The organism is Mycobacterium sp., from assembly GCF_049683355.1.
Taxonomy (GTDB): domain Bacteria; phylum Actinomycetota; class Actinomycetes; order Mycobacteriales; family Mycobacteriaceae; genus Mycobacterium.
Genome location: NZ_JBAUJB010000349.1, coordinates 1 through 17,575, shown reverse-complemented (window position 1 = coordinate 17,575; position 17,575 = coordinate 1). Strand labels below are relative to the sequence as shown.

Sequence of the window (17,575 nt, the reverse complement as noted above, 5' to 3'; positions counted from 1 at the left end):
CGCAAGCACTCGAAGGCCAACCACGGCAAGCGGCCCAACGCCGGTTCGAAGTCGGTGCGCTAGCCGCCGCGGATGATCGTGGTGCGGCTGATCTGGATGCGCAGCCGCTCACGAAGGCCCTCCGGGGCCCGCTCGCTGCACTTGGCGGCGATCAGTTTCTTGACCCGTTCCTCGATGCCGTAGTGCCTCAGGCACGTGGGGCACTCCTCGAGGTGCTGACGCAGCTTGTCCCGGGTCTCGACGGTGCACTCACCGTCGAGCAGCGTCCACACCTCCGCGATCACGGCGGCGCACTCGGGATGCTCGGGGTCCACCGGGCCGATCGGCGGGGTCCACCGCTCCTCGGAATCCGACGCCCCGGTCGAATCGGTGCCGCTCATGACGAAACCTCCTCAGGCGCGTCGGACTGTTGACCCCGGAGATAGCCGCGATCGCGGGCCACCCCGGCCAACAACTCGCGTAACTGGCGCCTGCCGCGGTGCAACCGCGACATCACCGTCCCAATCGGCGTGTCCATGATCTCGGCGATCTCCTTGTAGGGGAAGCCCTCGACGTCGGCGTAGTACACCGCCATCCGGAAATCCTCGGGCAGCGCCTGCAGCGCCTCCTTGATCTCACTGTCGGGCATCGATTCCAGTGCCTCGACCTCGGCGGAACGCAACCCCGTTGAGGTGTGTTCGGCATTGGCCGCCAGCTGCCAGTCGGTGATCTCCTCGGTCGGATACTCAGCGGGCTGACGCTGCTTCTTGCGGTAGCTGTTGATGTAGGTGTTGGTCAGGATGCGATACAGCCACGCCTTGAGGTTCGTGCCCGCCCGGAACGAACGGAACCCGGCGTACGCCTTGACCATCGTTTCCTGCAGCAGATCCTCGGCATCGGCGGGATTGCGGGTCATCCGCAACGCGCCGCCGTAGAGCTGGTCGAGCATCGGGATGGCATCACGCTCGAAACGGGCGGTCAGCTCGGTATCGGTTTCCACAGGTTCGTCTGTGTCTTTCAGGGTCGTCTTGGAAGCAGACCCATCGGTGTCGGTCATCGTGGGGAACACCGTCCCTTCTGTCGCGGCGCCGCCAAAAACGTCCGGCGAAACCACCGGACGCCACGGGGCCTCCATGGCCAACATTGGCACCATCAATCCCCTTCTGCCGATCCTAGAGGTTTCGACCGACGACTTTCTTCGCTCGGCCGTGCGCTACCACAGCTGTGCTGAACAACAGCGCCGACGGGCGGCGTTGTTCCCCGGTGTCTCGCGGCCCAGCTGCAGCTCGGCGATACTGACTTCGCCATGGACCTGCTCAGCAACCTTCTCGTCGCCGCGGTCGCGCTCGCGGTGGCCGCTGCAGTGTGGGGGTGGCTTCTCCGCCGCCGCGCCGCGTTCCGCGCTGCACTGGCGCATCGTGGCTGGCAGCGGACCCGCCGAGGCGAGAAGACCACCGTCGCCCCGGCCACCGGCGACTGGTCCGTCACCGTGAGCCGGTCGTTCGCCGCGCAGATGTCACCACCGAGCTCACACGTCGTCACCAGCGTGTGGAGCGCGCCGACCCCCGTCGTGCACGACGCGGCGCTGGTCGCCGGCGCGGCGCCTGAACCGCAGTTGCGGGACCTCGCCGTGGAGCTACTCGGATCTGCGACGCCGGCGATGACCCGGCTGCTGGGCATCGATCAGGTCAGCGAGGGCACCCCCTGAGCGCGGTGCCGTCCGCCGACCGGCGCCTGCTGGTGTTCGCGACTGACGGTTACGGCGCGGTGGGTGCGCTCACCGGTGTCGCCGACGCCGTCAGCGCATGGTGCGCGGTGCATCGCGCCGAAAGGGAGCAGCCGGTGCTGTCGATCGATGACACCGGTGTCCGCATCCGGGTCCGCACCGACGTCCTGCGCTCGGTCGAACACCTCGACGCGTTCGTCGATCTCGGCGTGCGGTGCGCGACGCGATCGGCCGGACCGGGACGTGACGGCAGCTGCCGCATGGTGTGCGGTGGGGCTGGGCGCGGCGGTGCTGGCGCACCGATGGCGCCACCGGGCCCTGCGGTTGTGTGTTCTGGTCGTCGGCGTCGCGGTGGCCCTGGCCTTGGCGGTGGCACTCACCGGCGAGGTGGCGCCTCAGCTGTTCGCAACGGCAGCAAGGATTTCCGTTGCGACGGTGGTGCTGTCGATCGTCGCGGTGCTGCTCGTCGTCCGAACCCTGCCCCAGCTCGCCAGCAGGAACGACCGTCACTCCGTGGTGGTGGTGTTCGCGGCGGTGGCCGCGATGTACCTGGCGGTCGGCGCGTTTCTGGCCGCGGCCGCACACGACGGGTCACAAGTGCAGGGTCTTCCCCAGTTGCGTACCCGCGACGAGTTCATCGACCGGCGTGACTCACCGTCCCCCCCCGGTGCGGTGCTGCTGGAGGCCAGGGTCAGTGATGCCACCGCCGTGTTGGGGTCCGGGGTGGTGGCGCCCTACCGGTGTCCCTCCATCGGGCCGCTTCGGCTTCCGGGCGCTCGCGATCAGCTGCCCAGCCGGTATCTGCTCGACCTGCCGGGCGGTCCGCCGATCGTCGCCGGGCCGATCGCGCCCGATCAGGCGTGGGCGGTGGCCCTCCGTCGGCGCCGATTGTGTGCTGCGCCGCGGCGACCCGGTGGTGGTGTGGGGCGAGTTGCAGGGCGGTATGGGTGCCGGCGGTCCCACCTCCTACACCGGGCTGGCGAACGTGCAGATGATCGCGGTGGGCAATATCCGGTCTTTCCTCCACGACTTCGGTCCCGTCGCTGAACGCACCGGCCGCGCCGTGACTGCCCTGGCAGCGCTCAACGCTGCGCTCGCCGCGGTGACGGTCGGAGCCGGCGTGAAGGCCTCTCGGCGCCTGGCTCGCGCCGGCACCGACACACCGCCCCGGATCACGTGGCGCTCCGGATCGCGGTGACTTCCGGCTCTACGCTGAGCTGGTGTCCCGTGCAGCAACACCGGCGATCGCGGCCCTTCTGGCCGCCGGCATCCCGCACACCGTGGTGCAGTACAAACACGACCCCCGCAGCGATTCGTTCGGCGAGGAGGCGGTCGACGAGCTGGCCCGGGCCGGCGACGTCGACCCCGGGCAGATCTTCAAGACCCTTGTGGTCGCGCTGCCCCGGGGGCTCGGTGTCGCGGTGCTTCCGGTGCCGTCGAAGCTGTCGTTGAAGGCCGCCGCCGCGGCGCTGGGCGTGCCGAAGGCCACCATGGCCGAGCCCGCCGAGGCCCAGCGGGCGACCGGCTACGTCCTCGGGGGCATCTCCCCGCTCGGCCAGCGCAGGCTGCTGCCGACGGTCGTCGACTCGTCGGCGCTGCAGTGGGACCGGGTGCTGTGCAGCGCCGGCAAGCGCGGGTGGGACGTCCAGCTGGCGCCCGCCGATCTGATCACGCTCACCAAGGCGGTGACCGCGGACATCCGCGCCATTTAGGGTGGGTCCATGTCACTTGCCGGGAAAACCATGTTCATCTCCGGTGCCAGCCGCGGCATCGGGCTGGCGATCGCCAAACGCGTCGCGGCCGACGGCGCGAACATCGCGCTGGTCGCCAAGACCGCCGAGCCGCATCCCAAGCTGCCCGGCACGGTCTACACCGCGGCCAAGGAGATCGAGGAGGTCGGCGGTCAGGCGCTGCCGATCGTCGGTGACGTCCGGGATGGAGATTCGGTGGCCGCCGCCGTCGCCAAGGCCGTCGAACAGTTCGGCGGCATCGACATGTGCGTGAACAACGCCTCGGCGATCAACCTGGGCTCCATCGAAGACGTCCCGCTCAAGCGCTTCGATCTGATGAACGGCATCCAGGTGCGGGGCACCTACGCGGTGTCGCAGGCCTGCCTGCCGCACATGAAGGGCCGGGAGAACCCGCACGTGCTGACGCTCTCCCCGCCGATCCTGCTGGAGTCCAAGTGGCTCAAGCCCACCCCGTACATGATGGCCAAGTACGGGATGACGTTGTGCGCCTTGGGTATTGCCGAGGAGATGCGGGAGTCGGGAATCGCCTCCAACACGTTGTGGCCGCGCACCATGGTGGCCACCGCCGCGGTGCAGAACCTGCTCGGGGGTGACGAGTCGATGGCTCGGTCACGCAAGGCCGAGGTGTACAGCGACGCGGCGTACGTGGTGCTGACCAAGCCGTCCAGCTACACCGGCAACACGCTGCTGTGCGAGGACGTGCTGCTGGAGTCGGGCGTCTCCGACCTGTCGGTCTACGACTGCATTCCGGGATCCGACCTCGGTGTCGACTTCTGGGTCGAGGGCGCCAACCCGCCCGGCTACAGCCAGCCCTCAGTTCCCGGGTCAGGTGACGCGGGCGGGTCGACCGAAGCGGGTGTGTACCCCGGGTGAGAACACCACCCGCAGTCGCGGGCCGGCCACGACGACGCCCGCGGCCGCCACCAGCTCGTCGTCGAGTTCGACGATCTCCGCGGCGTGCAGCGGCCAGGCGGTGTGCTCGTTGGGCAACCACCAGGTGCGGCCCGCCTTGCGGGTGACGCGCATCTTCGCCCAGGTGTAGGGCACCCCGAGCTGCTCCGGACGGCGGGGACGACGGCCAGCCGCTCGGTCTCCAGCGACCGGTACAGCACGCCGTGTCTTCCTGCGTCGTCGACCGAGTAGAGCCGGACGTTCGTCTCGGCGAACATACCGAAGTACGGCAGCGGCACCGAGGTGCCCAGCCGGGTGTGCCGCATGACGAACGGCACCAGGGCGACATAGGTCAGGCCGTCGTCGAACACGTCGGGACGGGTACCGGTCGGAAATTGATGCGCGACGGCTCGCGGGTCCACGGGCCAGTGCACGAACGTCAGGTCCAGCCAGTACTGGTCGAAGATCACGGGACGCACCAGCGTCGGCGCCAGCAGGCTGACACCGCATGGACCGAGCTCACCGTTCACCTCGTCATCGTGGAACGCTGGTGCCGTGTCATCACCGACGATCTGGTCTGCCGGGCGCTACGAGGCCGTTGCCCAGCGCATCGCGAACATCTCCGAGGAAGTGCTCGACGCCGCCGAACAGCGTCGGCCGCTGCGCGACATCAGGCTCGTCGACCTCGCCTGCGGCACCGGTAACGCCGCACTGTCGGCGGCGGCCCGCGGCGCCCGGGTCACCGGCGTCGACATCACCCCGGAGCTGCTCGCCCTCGGGGCGCAGAAGGCCGGCGGCACCTCGGTGAACTGGGTGACGGCCGACGCGTCCGACACCGGACTGCCCGCGGCGTCGTTCGACGCCGCGGTGTCCAACATGGGCATCGTGTTCGTGGAGCCGTCGGCCCAGGTCGCCGAGATCGCCCGACTGCTGGCCCCGGGCGCCACCCTGGCGTTCTCCACCTGGGTGCGCGGCACCGACAACCCGTTCTACGATCCGATCGTCGCGACGCTGGGCGCGCCGCCCGACCGGGGTTACTCACCTGACCAGTGGGGCGAGCCGGACATCGCCGAGGCCAGACTGGCAGCCGATTTCGACGACGTCGCCATCCGATCGGGTTGGCACACTTGGCAGTTCGCTTCGCACGCTGCGGCGATGACCTTCATCACCGACGAGTCGCCGATGCATGTGGATGTGCTGGGCCGGGTGCCGGGGCCGGCGCGCGACAACTTGGTCGCGGCGTTCGACCAGGCACTGCGCGCCCACAGCGACGACCGCGGCGCCGTGTCGTTCGACGTGCGCTACGCGGTGGTGACGGCCACCCGGCGCTGACTACAGCAGGGTGGCCTGCTCGGGCTCGGGTTCGGCGGGCTCGATCAGCTCCGGTCCGTTGTTGCGGACGCTGTTCACCAACCGGGACACCTCACGGATCTCGATCCGGTCGAGGTCACCGTGGCCGCGCAGCAGACCTTCGTCGACCGGGGCGTCGGGATCGAGCCAGCGGTCCCAGTCCGGCGCGCTGATGGTCAGCGGCATCCGGTCGTGGATGTCGGCGAGCGGGCCGGCCGCGTCGGTGGTGATGATGGTGCAGCTCAGCAGCGGTTTGCTGGCCTTGTCGGCGCCTTTGGGCCGCCAGGTGGTCCACAGCCCGGCCATGAACAGCGGCTCACCGTCGCCGGCATACATGAAGAACGGTGTCTTGTTGCCTTTGGTGCCCTTCCACTCGTACCAGCCGTCCATGGGCACCAGGCAGCGCTTGGCCTTGGCGGAGCTGCGGAACGCCGGCGAGGTGGTCACCTTGTCCGAGCGGGCGTTGATCAGCAGCGGTCCGGACGTGTCGGGGGCGCCGTCATCGGCGGTCTTGGCCCACGGCGGCACCAGACCCCAGCGCATCAGCCGCACCCTGCGGGTGGACTCGTCGTCGGGCTCGCTGTGCCGTTTGACGACCGTGGCCACGGTGGTCGTCGGCGCCACGTTGTAGTTGGGCGCCGGCGAGTTTTCAGCGGATGCGACCGCCGTGCTTTCATCGAGCGCCTTGATCTTCTCGGCCAGCAGCGCTGGATCTGTGGTCACCGCGAATCGCCCGCACATGGTTCCCATCGTTCCAGACACCGCGGATCGGGCGCGCCACCCGACCGCCACGATGCTTTTGCGCGCCGGATTCACCCGGCAATCGCCGACAGGCAAGAATAGGAACTCGTGAGCACCTGGGCCGCCCCGTCGACCGACATCCCCGTACATGCGACCGTCACCGTCCCCGGGTCGAAGTCGCAGACCAACCGGGCACTGGTGCTGGCGGCGCTGGCTGCCGACCACGGTGCATCGACGGTCAGCGGTGCGCTGCGCAGCCGGGACACCGACCTGATGATCGGTGCGCTGCGGGTGCTCGGGTTCGTGGTGGACGCCTCCGACACCGACAGCACCGAGTTGACGGTCAGCGGCACGCTGGCGCCGCCCGGCACCAGCATCGACTGCGGGCTGGCCGGCACGGTGTTGCGGTTCCTGCCGCCGGTGGCCGCGCTGAGCACCGAGACCGTGACGTTCGACGGCGACGAGCAGGCCCGGGCACGCCCGATCGCCCCGCTGCTCGACGCGCTGCGGGGGCTCGGGGTGCGGGTGGAGGGTGACGGCCTGCCGTTTGCGGTGCACGGTGACGGCGCGGTGCGCGGCGGCACCGTCGAGATCGACGCGTCGGCGTCGTCGCAGTTCGTCTCCGGCCTGCTGCTCTCCGGCGCCGCGTTCACCGAGGGCCTGACGATCGTGCACACCGGCGAGCCGATGCCCTCGGCGCCGCACGTGGCGATGACGGTGTCGATGCTGCGCGACGCCGGGACCGACGTCGACGACTCGCAGCCTGACCGGTGGCGGGTGTCCCCCGGCCGGATCGAGGCGCGGCACTGGATGATCGAGCCCGATCTGTCCAACGCGGTGCCGTTCCTGGCTGCCGCGGTGGTCAGCGGCGGAGCGGTCCGCCTCACCGGCTGGCCGACGGTGAGCATCCAGCCGGCCGGCACCATCCTGTCGATCCTGAAGAAGCTCGGCGCGACGGTGCGCAACGGCGACTCGCACCTCGACGTGCAGGGCGCCACCGCCTACGGCGGGATCGATGTCGACCTGCGCGAGGTCGGCGAGCTCACCCCGTCCGTCGCCGCGCTCGCCGCGCTCGCCACCGAGGGCTCGGTGTCGCGGCTGCGCGGCATCGCCCATCTGCGCGGTCATGAGACCGACCGGCTGGCCGCGCTGCGCACCGAACTCACCCGGCTCGGCGGCCAGTGCGAGGAGACCCCGGACGGGCTGACGATCACCGCACAACCACTACACGCCGATCTGTGGCAGTCCTACGCCGATCACCGGATGGCGACAGCCGGCGCGATCATCGGGCTGCGGGTGCCCGGCGTCGAGGTCGACGACATCGCCACCACGGCCAAGACGATGCCCGATTTCCCGCAACTGTGGGCCGGCATGCTCGCCGGTCAGAGCACTGATCTGTAGAAAGCCGGGAGCTTGAGTCCACGCGAATACGACGAGACCGACGTCCGGGTGCGACCGGGCCGGGGCTCGCGGCCGCGGACCAAGACCCGCCCGGAACACGCCGACGCGCAGGAAGCGATGGTGGTCACCGTCGACCGGGGCCGCTGGGGCTGTGTGCTCGGCCGCGACCCGGCGCGCCGCGTGACCGCGATGCGGGCCCGTGAGTTGGGCCGCACCCCGATCGTCGTCGGTGACGACGTAGACATCGTCGGCGACCTGTCCGGGCGCACCGACACGCTGGCCCGTATCGTGCGCCGCGGAGAACGTCGAACGGTGTTGCGGCGCACCGCAGATGACACCGACCCGTCCGAGCGGGTGTTCGTCGCCAACGCCGACCAGCTGCTGATCGTGGTGGCTCTGGCCGACCCTCCACCCCGGACCGGGCTGGTCGAGCGGGCGTTGATCGCCGCGTTCGCCGGCGGTCTGGTGCCGATCCTGTGCCTGACGAAGACCGATCTGGCTGCGGCGGAACCGTTCACCGCGCAGTTCTCCGACCTGGACCTGACGATCGTCAACGCCGGCCGCGGCGACCGACTCGACGAGGTCGTGCCCCTGCTGGCCGAAAAGGTCACCGCCATGCTGGGGCACTCCGGGGTGGGTAAGTCCACGCTGGTCAATCGCCTTGTCCCGGCAGCGGAACGGGCCATCGGCACGGTCACCGACGTGGGCAAGGGCCGGCACACCTCCACCCAGTCGGTGGCGTTGCCGTTGGAGTTCGGCGGCTGGGTGGTCGACACCCCGGGCATCCGGTCGTTCGGGCTGGCCCACATCGCCCCCGACGATGTGATCATGGCGTTCTCCGACCTGGCCGAGGCCATCGCGGACTGCCCGCGAGGGTGCGGCCACCTGGGGGCGCCCGCCGACCCGGAGTGCGCCCTCGACGCGCTGTCCGGGCCGGCGTCGCAGCGGGTGGGCGCCGCCCGGAGGCTGCTGGCCGCGATGCGCTCCCCCGCGAACTGAGATTCCCGGTGGTCACAATGGGCTTTCCGGCGACCGTGGGGCCCGGTTCAACGGGCCCGAGCGGAGGGTTTGCAGCGCCCGCTACCTGGGCACGCTGTGCGCGAAGGAGGACCACAACGTGAGCAAAGTTCCCACAATCCAACTCAACGACGACACGCAGATTCCGCAGTTGGGCTTCGGCGTGTACCAGATCCCGCCCGAGGACACCGCAGACGCGGTGAAGACGGCGCTGGACGTCGGCTACCGCCACATCGACACCGCGCAGATGTACCAGAACGAGAAGGGTGTCGGGCAGGGTGTCCGCGACGCCGGTGTCGACCGGTCCGAGGTGTACATCACCAGCAAGCTCAACAACGGCTTCCACAAGCCCGACGACGCGCGGCGCGCCTTCGACGGCACGCTGTCCGCCCTCGGGTTCGACTACGTGGACCTGTTCCTGATCCACTGGCCGCTGCCCACGCTCTATGACGGCGACTTCGTCTCCACCTGGAAGGTGTTGGAGGAGTTCAAGAACGACGGCCGCGCACGTAGCATCGGCGTCTCCAATTTCCAGGTCGCCCATCTGCAGCGGCTGGCCGACGAAGCCGACACGGTGCCCGCGGTGAACCAGATCGAGGTGCACCCGTACTTCGCCAACAACGAGGTGCGGGGCTACGGCCAACAGCACGGCATCGCGACCGAGGCGTGGTCACCGATCGCGCAGGGCAAGGTGCTCGACGACGACGTCGTCACCCGCATCGCCGAGGCGACCGGCAAGTCGCCGGCTCAGGTGGTGCTGCGTTGGCACATCCAGCGCGGCGACATCGTGTTCCCGAAATCGGTGACGGCCCAACGCATCAAGGACAACTTCGCGCTGTTCGACTTCGAGCTCGGCGGCGAGGACTTCGACGCGATCTCGGCGCTGGACCAGGGTGAGGCAGGCCGTATCGGCCCGAACCCGGACACGTTCGACTACGTGCCCGACTGACCTGAGAAATCGACACTGCGCTCACGGCGCGGAAGTACGAGAAACTCCCGCCGTGAGCGCAGTGTCAACGACAGATTCTGAACGCTCAGGCGGCGAGGTCGGGGCGCTTGACCGCGGCCTTGGCGGCCACCTTGTTGCGACGACGGGCCCGCACCGCGGCGATGGCGGATTTCAGCCCGCGCCGCTCCCCCGGCTCGAGTTCGGCGAACATCCGCTCGCTGCGCGTCTCCGGCGCATCGTCGGCGGTGTCGGTCAGAAAGCGGTCCGGCAGAGACAGTTTGGCGATCGTGCGCCACGACTTGCCGTACTGCAACAGGAACGATCCCGTGGTGTAGGGCAGGTCGTACTTGTCGCAGATCTCGCGCACCCGGAACGAGATCTCGTGCAGCCGGTTGCTGGGCAGGTCCGGGTAAAGGTGATGCTCGATCTGGTAGCAGAGGTTGCCGCTCATGAAGCGCAGCACCGGGCCGTTCTCGAAGTTCGCGCTGCCCAGCATCTGGCGCAGGTACCACTGTCCCCGCGACTCGCCGACCATGTCGGTCTTGGTGAATTTCTCGGCGCCGTCCGGGAAGTGGCCGCAGAAGATCACCGCGTTGGCCCAGACGTTGCGGATGACGTTGGCCACCGCGTTCGCCTTCATCGTGGACTTGAACGTCGCGCCGGGCGACATCGAGGTCAGTGCCGGGTAGACGACGTAGTCCTTGGCCAGCTGGTGGCCGGCCTTGACGCCGAACTCCTTCACTCGGCCGAGCGTGCCCGCCCGGTCGTCGCGGCCCCTGGAGATCTTGCCGAGCTCCAGGTGCTGCAGGCCGACTCCCCATTCGAAGCCGATCGCGAGCAGGGTGTTGAAGAACAGATTGCTCAGGTTGAACGGCTTCCAGCGCTGGTCGCGCGTCACCCGGATCACGCCGTAGCCGACGTCGTCGTCCATGCCCAGGATGTTGGTGTACTTGTGGTGCATGAAGTTGTGGGTGAAGCGCCAGTGCTTGGAGGCGCCGCTCATGTCCCATTCCCACGTCGAGGAGTGGATCTCGGGATCGTTCATCCAGTCCCACTGGCCGTGCATGACGTTGTGGCCGATCTCCATGTTCTCGATGATCTTGGCCACGCCCAGCGTCGCGGTACCGGCCCACCAGTAGGACCGCTTGGAGCTGCCTGCCAGCATCAGCCGGCCGGTGACCTCCAGTGCGCGCTGGAAGGCGATGGTGCGGCGGATGTAGCGGGCGTCTCGCGCGCCGCGGGAGTCTTCGATGTCCTGGCGGATCGAATCCAGTTCGACCCCCAGGCTCTCGATGTCTGCGTCCGTGAGATGTGTGAACTCAGGTACGTCGGTGATCGCCATGGTCAGCCTCCTCTCGGGTACCTACGCTACCGTAACCTACGGCCCCGTAGGTTACTACCCGGTAAAGCCTAGACATCGAGCACACAATCTCCCGATGCGGCCGAGACGCACGTCTGTACCCGGGTGCCGGGCTCGTGCTCGACGCCGGTGCGCAGATCCCGCACGTGACCCTTGAGCAGGCCCACCACACACGACTGGCAGATCCCCATCCGACAGCCGAACGGCATCTGCACCCCGGCGGCCTCGCCGGCGTCCATCAGCGACGTCGCCGCGTCGACCGTGACCGTCTTGCCGGCGCGCGCGTATTCAACCGTGCCTCCACTGCCGTGTACCGCGGTGCGCACGGCTGCAAACCTCTCCAGATGCAGACGCTCCGGGATTCCCGCCGCCGCCCAGGTGCGCTCCGCGGCCTCGAGCATCGCCTCGGGCCCACAGGCCCAGGTCTGGCGCTCCCGCCAGTCGGGCACCACGTCGTCCAGCCGTGCCAGGTCCACCCGGCCCTCGGCGCGGGTGGCACGCAGCTGCAGCCGGTAGCCGGGATGCCGGGTGGTCAGCTCGGACAGTTCGTCGGCGAAGAGTACGTCGGCCTCCGTGGGCGCCGAGTGCAGGTGCATCACGTCGCCCAGCTGATCTCGCCGGGCCAGTGTCCGCAGCATCGACATCACCGGCGTGATGCCCGAGCCGGCGGTGACGAACAACACCGACGCCGGCGCCGGGTCCGGCATGACGAAGTTCCCCTGGGGGGCGGCCAATCTCACGATGGTGCCGGGTTCCACCCCGCCGACCAGGTGCGTGGACAGGAACCCCTCGGGCATCGCCTTGACCGTGATGGTGATGGTGCGCGCGCCCTTGCCGAGGCCCCGGTGCCGCTCGGGCACGCTGGTCAACGAGTAGGACCGCCAACGCCACCGTCCGTCGACGAGCAGGCCGATGCCGATGTACTGGCCGGGCTGGTAGTCGAACGAAAATCCCCAGCCGGGCTTGATGACCAGGGTGGCCGAGTCGACGGTCTCCCGGCGGACGTCGAGCACCTTGCCGCGCAGCTCGCGGGCCGACCACAGCGGGTTGGCCAGCTTGAGGTAGTCATCGGGCAGCAGCGGCGTGGTGATCCGGCCCGCAACGGTGCGCAGCAGATGCCAGCCGGTAGTACCTTTGGCGATGTTCGGCCGGACGGTGTCGGCGACCTTGGCCGTGGTCTTGATGGTGTTCTTGGCCATGACGGCTCCTGCCGATTGCGGTGACACTCTGGGTCCCGTGAGGCGTCTACCTACGGTACCGTAACTTACGGTACCGTATCCAGCCCTCAGAGCAGGTCGAGCAGGAACGGAAGCTCCTGTGGCGCGTACCACGCCAGGTCGTGATCCTGGGCGTCGCCGACGGTGAGCTCGGCGTCCTCATCCCCCAGATCGGCCGCGTCGACGACCTCGACGGCAGCCAGCACCGCGGCCTCGGCGGCCGCGTTGTCGACATAGGCGGCGATCACCCGTTCCAGCGGGATCGGCGCGCCCAGCCGCACCACCGCGTCGTCGAGATCCGGCCGCAGCGTGATCTCGGCGTCGTCGCAGTCGGCCTCGAGCACCGCACGCCGGGCCGGCAGGCCCTCCCCCGAGCCGTCGGCACCGAGCAGACGCAGCGACGCCAGCGCCGCGTCGCGCAGCGCGACGTCGGCCAGTTCGTCTTCGTCCCCGTCCGAATACGCCTCCCGCAGCGTCGGGGTCACCGCGAACGCGGTGCTGCTGACGGGTCGCAGCGATCCGTCGGCGACCAACTGCGCCAGCATGGCCAGGGTTGCGGGAACGTAGACGCGCACAGGCCGAGACTACGTCCGCCGGCCCGCGTGGCGCGGTCCGGCAGGGCACGATGGAACACATGGACCTGCCTGCGGTGACGCCCGGTGCTGCGTACTAGGCCCAGACGCCGGCATCTGCTCCTGGCTGTCGGCGTTGCGCTCGCGTTGCTGGCTGTGCTCTACGTCGCCGACCTGACGGTCACCTCGTCGAAGCTGCCCAGAGGTGTCACCGCAGCCGGCGTACCGCTCGGCGGCCTGACCCGGGACGAGGCCGAGCAGCGCGTCCGGGAGCAGATCGGACCACGGGCGCGACAGCCCGTCGATGTGACACTCGGCACGGTTCGCGCCCAAGTGGACCCCGATGCTGTCGCGTTGACCGTGGATGCGCGGGCCACCGTCGACCAGGCAGGCACCCAACCCCGGAACCCGATCACCCGACTCACGTCGTTCTTCGTGGACACTCCCGTCGGCGTGGTCTCCTCAGCGGACGAAGAGGCCTTGGAAGCCACGCTCGAAGAGCTCGCGGCCACCGTCGCCGAAGACCCGGTCGAGGGTTCCATCGGGTTCGCGGACGGCGAACCCGTGTCCTCTGACCCCCAGCCCGGGCAGCGCCTCGACGTCACCGCCGCCGCGGAGCTGTTCACCCGCGACTGGGCCACCGGCGAGACCCTCGATTTGCCGATGGTGGAACTCCGGCCTAGCACCACCCGCGCCGACGTCGCAGAAACCCTCCGCGACATCGCCACGCCAGCGGTGTCCGGGCCGGTCATCGTCAAAGGCGACGACGACACGGAGGCGGTGATCACCGAGGAGGTCATCGCAGCGGCCCTGACATTCCGGCCCGATGACGAGGGACTCGTGCCGGACATCGACCAGGCGCGGATCGTCGACGCTCTACGCCCCCAGCTCGTTTCGTCGGAAACCCCGCAGCGTGACGCCGACATCGACTTCACCGCCACCCCTGCGGTCGTGGTCCCCTCCCAGGACGGTCGACGAGTCGACTACGACGCCACCCTGGCCGATCTGCTTTCGGTGCTCACCAGCGCCGACAACCGGGAGATCACGGCGCAGTACGCGGACGAGCAGGCCAGGATCACCCTCGAAGATCTCGGCGAACTCGGCCCTGTCGAAGTCATCGGGGAGTTCCAGACGGGCGGGTTCGCCAGTGACTCGGGCAGGAACATCCGACGCGCCGCCGAGCAGATCGACGGCATCGTGGTCGGGCCCGGGGAAACGTTCAGCCTCAACGCGGCAACCAACCCGCGCAACGCCGCGGCCGGCTACGTCGAGGCCGGAATCATCAGAAACGGCAGGCCCGCCCGCGGTGTCGGTGGCGGCGTCTCGCAGATGGCCACCACTTTGTTCAATGCCGCCTACTTCGCGGGCATGGAGGACATCGAGCACCACGAACACAGCTACTACATCAGTCGCTACCCGCCCGCCCGGGAAGCCACGGTGTTCGGCGACATCCTCGACGTCAAGTTCCGCAACGACGGCCCGACATCGGTCCAGATTCAGACCGAATGGACGTCGAGTTCGATCACCGCACGGCTGATCGGCATCAAACGCTACGAGGTGACGTCGTCGACGAGTTCGCGCAGCCGCCCGACGAGCCCGCGGACCGTCACGATCCCCGCTGGTGAAGCCTGCAGTGCCAGCGGTGGCGGGCCGGGGTTCACCGTCACCGACACCCGCACTCTGCGCGAGATCGCCACCGGACGAACCCGGAGCGAATCCCACACCGTCACCTACGACCCCATACCCAGGGTGGTGTGCAGGGGGTGACGTGCGCCCGGTCGGAGTGAGGCCGGCCGGTTACTCGACGTCGCCCATCAGCGTCTCGACGTAGTCCTCGACGTAGGTCGACACCTCGCGCGGCGGCCGTTCGTAGTGACCGCTGAGCACCGGCTTCTTCGGCAGCGCCACCTTCGGCGGATCCACGTCGTAGTAGTCGATGCTGGACAGCAGATGCGAGATCATGTTCAGCCGGGCGTGCTTCTTGACGTCGGATTCGACGATGTACCAAGGGGCTCAGCGGCGTGTCGGTGTGCACCATCATCTCGTCCTTGGCCCGCGAATAGTCCTCCCAGCGGTACACCGACTCCAGATCCATCGGGCTGAGCTTCCACTGCCGCATCGGGTCTTTGAGGCGGGACCGGAACCGGTGGAGCTGTTCGTCGTCGGACACCGAGAACCAGTATTTGCGCAGCAGCACACCGTCTTCGATGAGCATCTGCTCGAAGATCGGTATCTGGCGGAGGAACAGCGAATGCTCGGCGGGGGTGCAGAACCCCATCACCTTCTCCACACCGGCGCGGTTGTACCAGGACCGGTCGAACAGCACGATCTCCCCCTTGGCGGGCAGGTGGGCGATGTAGCGCTGGTAGTACCACTCGCCCCGCTCGCGGTCCGAGGGCGCGGGCAGCGCGGCGATCCGGGCGATGCGCGGACTCAGGCACTCGGTGATCCGCTTGATCGTGCCACCCTTGCCTGCGGCGTCACGGCCTTCGAAGACGATCACGACGCGGGCACCGGTGTCGCGGACCCATTCCTGCAACTTCACCAATTCCGTTTGCAGAAGGAACAGTTCGGCCTCGTATATGTCCCTCGGGATCTTCTTGACCTTCGTGCCGGCCCGCTTCTTGCCCACCTACCGATCCTAGATGCCTGCGGGTTCCCGGCGCGGGTTACTGAGCGGCTTCGGTGAGCTCGTCCAGCGATTCGCGCAGCAGGCTGGGCAGCATCTCGACGTCGCTCATCGCGTCCCGGTCGGCGTTGATGCCGAAGTAGAGCGTCCCGTTGTAGGACGTGACGCCGATCGCGAGCACCTGGTCGTGCAGCAGCGGCGGCACGGCGTAGGTCTCCAGCAGCTTGGTGCCGGCGAGGTACATCTGCTTCTGGGCGCCGGGCACATTGGTGATCAGCAGGTTGAACTGGCGGGCCGAGAAGCTGGTCGCCACGCGGATGCCCATGGCGTGCAACGTCGGTGGCCCGAAACCCGTCAGCGTGACGATCGTCCGGGCGTCGACCAGGCTGGTCGCGCTGGACTGCGCCTCGGTGGCGTGCGCGATCTGGGACAGCCGGACCACCGGGTTCGATTCGCCGACGGGCAGATCCACCAGGAACGGCGACACCTCGCTGATCGCCTGGCCCGGCGCGCTCGAGTCGTGTTCATCCTCCGGATAGACCGACATCGGCGCCATCGCACGCACGGTCGTGGTGGTGCTCACCGGTTCGCCCCGGGACAGCAGCCAGTTTCGCAGGGCGCCCGCGATCACCGCCAGCACCACGTCGTTGACGTCGCAGTCGTAGCGGGCCCGGATCCGCCGGAACTCGTCGAGGCTGGCCGAGGCCACCGAGAACCGCCGGTTGCGCGACACCGTGGTGTTCAGCGGGCTGCTCGGCGCGGTGCCGCGCGCGACGGTGCGGGCCACCTCGGCCGCGCGACGCCCCAGGTCCACCAGCAGACCGGTGTTGTTGACCGCCTCGGTGACCGCCGAACGCACGGCAGCCACCTGCGCGGTGGGTCCGATGACCCATTCGCCGAGCGCGCCGATCAGCAGTTGCCGGTCGTTGGGTTCGCGCGACGGGATCCAGATGTCCTCGCCGAATTCGGGCGGCTTCTGCGTCCGGTCGACGATGACGTGGCCGATCTCCAGCGCGGTCATCCCGTTGACGAGCGCCTGGTGCGATTTGGTGTAGATCGCGAGGCGGTTCTTCGCCAGGCCCTCGACCAGGTACATCTCCCACAGCGGCCGGGACTTGTCCAGGGGCCGGGAGCCGAGGCGCGCGATGAGGTCGTGCAACTGGGCGTCACTGCCCGGGGACGGCAGTGCGGAGCGGCGGACGTGATAGGTGATGTCGAAGTCGCGGTCGTCGACCCAGACCGGCCGGGCCAGTCCGAACTTCACCTCGCGCACCTTCTGCCGGTACCGCGGGATCTGCGGTAGCCGCTGTTCCACGGTGGCGAGCAGGGTCTCGTAGCTCAGCCCGTTGCGGGGCTTGCGCAGGATCGACAGCGACCCGACGTACATCGGGGTGGCGGAGTTCTCCAGCCGGAAGAAGGACGCGTCGGACGCCGACAACCTCGTCACCATTGCGGCGCCACGCTCCCCTCGCTCGATTGACGATCAGTGCCACGTTATCCGGAAATTCTGGGCGCCCGCTCAACGGGTGCACTGATGTGCCTGTCGGACATGGGATCATGGAGCGGTCTGTGACTCTCCAGCAGACGCCCGCCGTGCCGTGACCGATCGCTGGAGACCATTCATGACCACTTCGACCTTGCCTGATCCGACGCCCCAGCAGTGGACGTCCTCGCCGGTCATCGACTACGAACCCGCACCCGAGGCACCCGGGCCGCGCCGCGGACCGGTGTGTGCGGCGCCGTCGGTCGAATCGCTGCACCGTTTCGCGCAGCGTCCGGCGCGACGGCCTCCGGGGCACCCGTGCGAGCCGCCCCCGCCGCGATCGGCGGTGGTGTTCGCCGAGACGGCGCTGCGCCAGGTGATCGAGGTGATCGACCGGCGCAGGCCGATCGCTCAGCTGCGCCCGCTGATGCCCCCGGTGCTGGTCGACCGGGTGATCGCGCACGCCGGGGCAGCGCGCGGCGGCAGCGCCACGATGCGCCGGGTGCGGG

General features: G+C 68.9%; 19 protein-coding genes and 3 pseudogenes. 12 read left to right on the top strand and 10 right to left on the bottom strand.

Going from position 1 to position 17,575, the window contains the following annotated elements; genetic code table 11:
* On the top strand, window positions 1-63 hold a 63-nt coding region (locus WA944_RS20035; protein WP_526647277.1), incomplete at its 5' end, for a 50S ribosomal protein bL37.
* Here WA944_RS20035 and rsrA read toward each other — a convergent pair.
* A complete protein-coding gene (rsrA, locus tag WA944_RS20030; protein WP_370330535.1) occupies window positions 60-380 on the bottom strand; it encodes a mycothiol system anti-sigma-R factor in 321 nt (106 codons plus the stop codon). The genes WA944_RS20035 and rsrA overlap by 4 nt on opposite strands.
* Entirely contained in the window at window positions 377-1,036 is a 660-nt protein-coding gene (locus WA944_RS20025; protein ID WP_526647276.1) for a sigma-70 family RNA polymerase sigma factor, read from the bottom strand. Before WA944_RS20025 ends, rsrA begins: the two co-directional genes overlap by 4 nt.
* Before the next feature lie 249 nt (window positions 1,037-1,285).
* On the opposite strand from WA944_RS20025, the gene WA944_RS20020 reads away from it, so the two are divergent.
* Window positions 1,286-1,687, top strand: a complete 402-nt coding sequence (locus tag WA944_RS20020; protein ID WP_526611357.1) for a hypothetical protein — start codon at window positions 1,286-1,288, stop codon at window positions 1,685-1,687.
* Here the strand turns inward: WA944_RS20020 and WA944_RS20015 are convergent.
* The gene (locus WA944_RS20015; RefSeq protein ID WP_526374438.1) at window positions 1,663-1,890 is read right to left on the bottom strand and encodes a hypothetical protein; all 228 of its coding nucleotides are present in this window, start codon (window positions 1,888-1,890) and stop codon (window positions 1,663-1,665) included. The genes WA944_RS20020 and WA944_RS20015 overlap by 25 nt on opposite strands.
* A 58-nt stretch (window positions 1,891-1,948) precedes the next feature.
* Here WA944_RS20015 and WA944_RS20010 point away from each other — a divergent pair, with 58 nt between their 5' ends.
* The 4 genes and pseudogenes from WA944_RS20010 to WA944_RS19995 form a co-directional block, all read left to right on the top strand.
* Window positions 1,949-2,752 carry a hypothetical protein gene (locus WA944_RS20010; protein ID WP_526647275.1) on the top strand — a complete coding sequence of 268 codons (804 nt, stop codon included), beginning with the start codon at window positions 1,949-1,951 and terminating at the stop codon, window positions 2,750-2,752.
* Between the two features lie 16 nt (window positions 2,753-2,768).
* Window positions 2,769-2,903 (top strand): hypothetical protein, encoded by a 135-nt coding sequence (locus WA944_RS20005; protein ID WP_526374442.1) that lies wholly within the window; start codon window positions 2,769-2,771, stop codon window positions 2,901-2,903.
* A 22-nt stretch (window positions 2,904-2,925) separates the two neighbouring features.
* A complete protein-coding gene (locus WA944_RS20000) occupies window positions 2,926-3,417 on the top strand; it encodes an aminoacyl-tRNA deacylase (RefSeq protein ID WP_526374444.1) in 492 nt (163 codons plus the stop codon).
* Between the two features lie 9 nt (window positions 3,418-3,426).
* Window positions 3,427-4,260 (top strand): annotated as a pseudogene (locus WA944_RS19995) (SDR family oxidoreductase); the annotation flags it as partial.
* A gap of 21 nt (window positions 4,261-4,281) precedes the next feature.
* Here the strand turns inward: WA944_RS19995 and WA944_RS19990 are convergent.
* Window positions 4,282-4,877: pseudogene (locus tag WA944_RS19990) on the bottom strand (DUF2071 domain-containing protein).
* Between the two features lie 25 nt (window positions 4,878-4,902).
* Between WA944_RS19990 and WA944_RS19985 the strand changes: the two are divergent.
* The gene (locus WA944_RS19985; protein WP_526373851.1) at window positions 4,903-5,679 is read left to right on the top strand and encodes a class I SAM-dependent methyltransferase; all 777 of its coding nucleotides are present in this window, start codon (window positions 4,903-4,905) and stop codon (window positions 5,677-5,679) included.
* Here WA944_RS19985 and WA944_RS19980 read toward each other — a convergent pair whose 3' ends face one another.
* Complete coding sequence (locus tag WA944_RS19980) at window positions 5,680-6,438, bottom strand: SOS response-associated peptidase (RefSeq protein WP_526608619.1); 759 nt, start codon at window positions 6,436-6,438, stop codon at window positions 5,680-5,682.
* A 108-nt stretch (window positions 6,439-6,546) separates the two neighbouring features.
* Here WA944_RS19980 and aroA point away from each other — a divergent pair, with 108 nt between their 5' ends.
* The 3 genes from aroA (at window position 6,547) to WA944_RS19965 (ending at window position 9,805) form a co-directional block, all read left to right on the top strand.
* Window positions 6,547-7,839: a 3-phosphoshikimate 1-carboxyvinyltransferase gene (aroA, locus tag WA944_RS19975; RefSeq protein WP_526373849.1), complete on the top strand. Its 1,293-nt coding sequence runs from the start codon at window positions 6,547-6,549 to the stop codon at window positions 7,837-7,839.
* A 12-nt stretch (window positions 7,840-7,851) separates the two neighbouring features.
* Entirely contained in the window at window positions 7,852-8,838 is a 987-nt protein-coding gene (gene rsgA, locus WA944_RS19970) for a ribosome small subunit-dependent GTPase A (protein ID WP_526373848.1), read from the top strand.
* Window positions 8,839-8,956: 118 nt separating this feature from the next.
* Window positions 8,957-9,805, top strand: coding sequence for an aldo/keto reductase (locus tag WA944_RS19965; protein WP_526373847.1), 849 nt, complete (start codon window positions 8,957-8,959; stop codon window positions 9,803-9,805).
* 85 nt (window positions 9,806-9,890) lie between these two features.
* Here the strand turns inward: WA944_RS19965 and WA944_RS19960 are convergent, their stop codons facing one another.
* From WA944_RS19960 to WA944_RS19950, 3 genes are all read right to left on the bottom strand, one after another.
* Complete coding sequence (locus WA944_RS19960; protein WP_526373846.1) at window positions 9,891-11,147, bottom strand: fatty acid desaturase family protein; 1,257 nt, start codon at window positions 11,145-11,147, stop codon at window positions 9,891-9,893.
* 68 nt (window positions 11,148-11,215) lie between these two features.
* Complete coding sequence (locus WA944_RS19955; protein WP_526373845.1) at window positions 11,216-12,364, bottom strand: ferredoxin reductase; 1,149 nt, start codon at window positions 12,362-12,364, stop codon at window positions 11,216-11,218.
* A gap of 86 nt (window positions 12,365-12,450) precedes the next feature.
* On the bottom strand, window positions 12,451-12,957 hold the full coding sequence (locus WA944_RS19950) for a DUF6912 family protein (RefSeq protein ID WP_526373844.1): 507 nt from the start codon (window positions 12,955-12,957) through the stop codon (window positions 12,451-12,453).
* An 84-nt stretch (window positions 12,958-13,041) separates the two neighbouring features.
* Between WA944_RS19950 and WA944_RS19945 the strand changes: the two genes are divergently transcribed.
* A complete protein-coding gene (locus WA944_RS19945) occupies window positions 13,042-14,721 on the top strand; it encodes a VanW family protein (protein ID WP_526373843.1) in 1,680 nt (559 codons plus the stop codon).
* Between the two features lie 30 nt (window positions 14,722-14,751).
* Here the strand turns inward: WA944_RS19945 and ppk2 are convergent.
* A pseudogene (gene ppk2, locus WA944_RS19940) lies at window positions 14,752-15,586 on the bottom strand (polyphosphate kinase 2).
* 37 nt (window positions 15,587-15,623) lie between these two features.
* A complete protein-coding gene (locus tag WA944_RS19935; protein ID WP_526373842.1) occupies window positions 15,624-17,033 on the bottom strand; it encodes a WS/DGAT/MGAT family O-acyltransferase in 1,410 nt (469 codons plus the stop codon).
* A gap of 172 nt (window positions 17,034-17,205) precedes the next feature.
* Between WA944_RS19935 and WA944_RS19930 the strand changes: the two genes are divergently transcribed.
* A partial coding sequence (locus WA944_RS19930; protein ID WP_526608611.1) for an Rv3235 family protein occupies window positions 17,206-17,575 on the top strand: 370 nt, incomplete at its 3' end.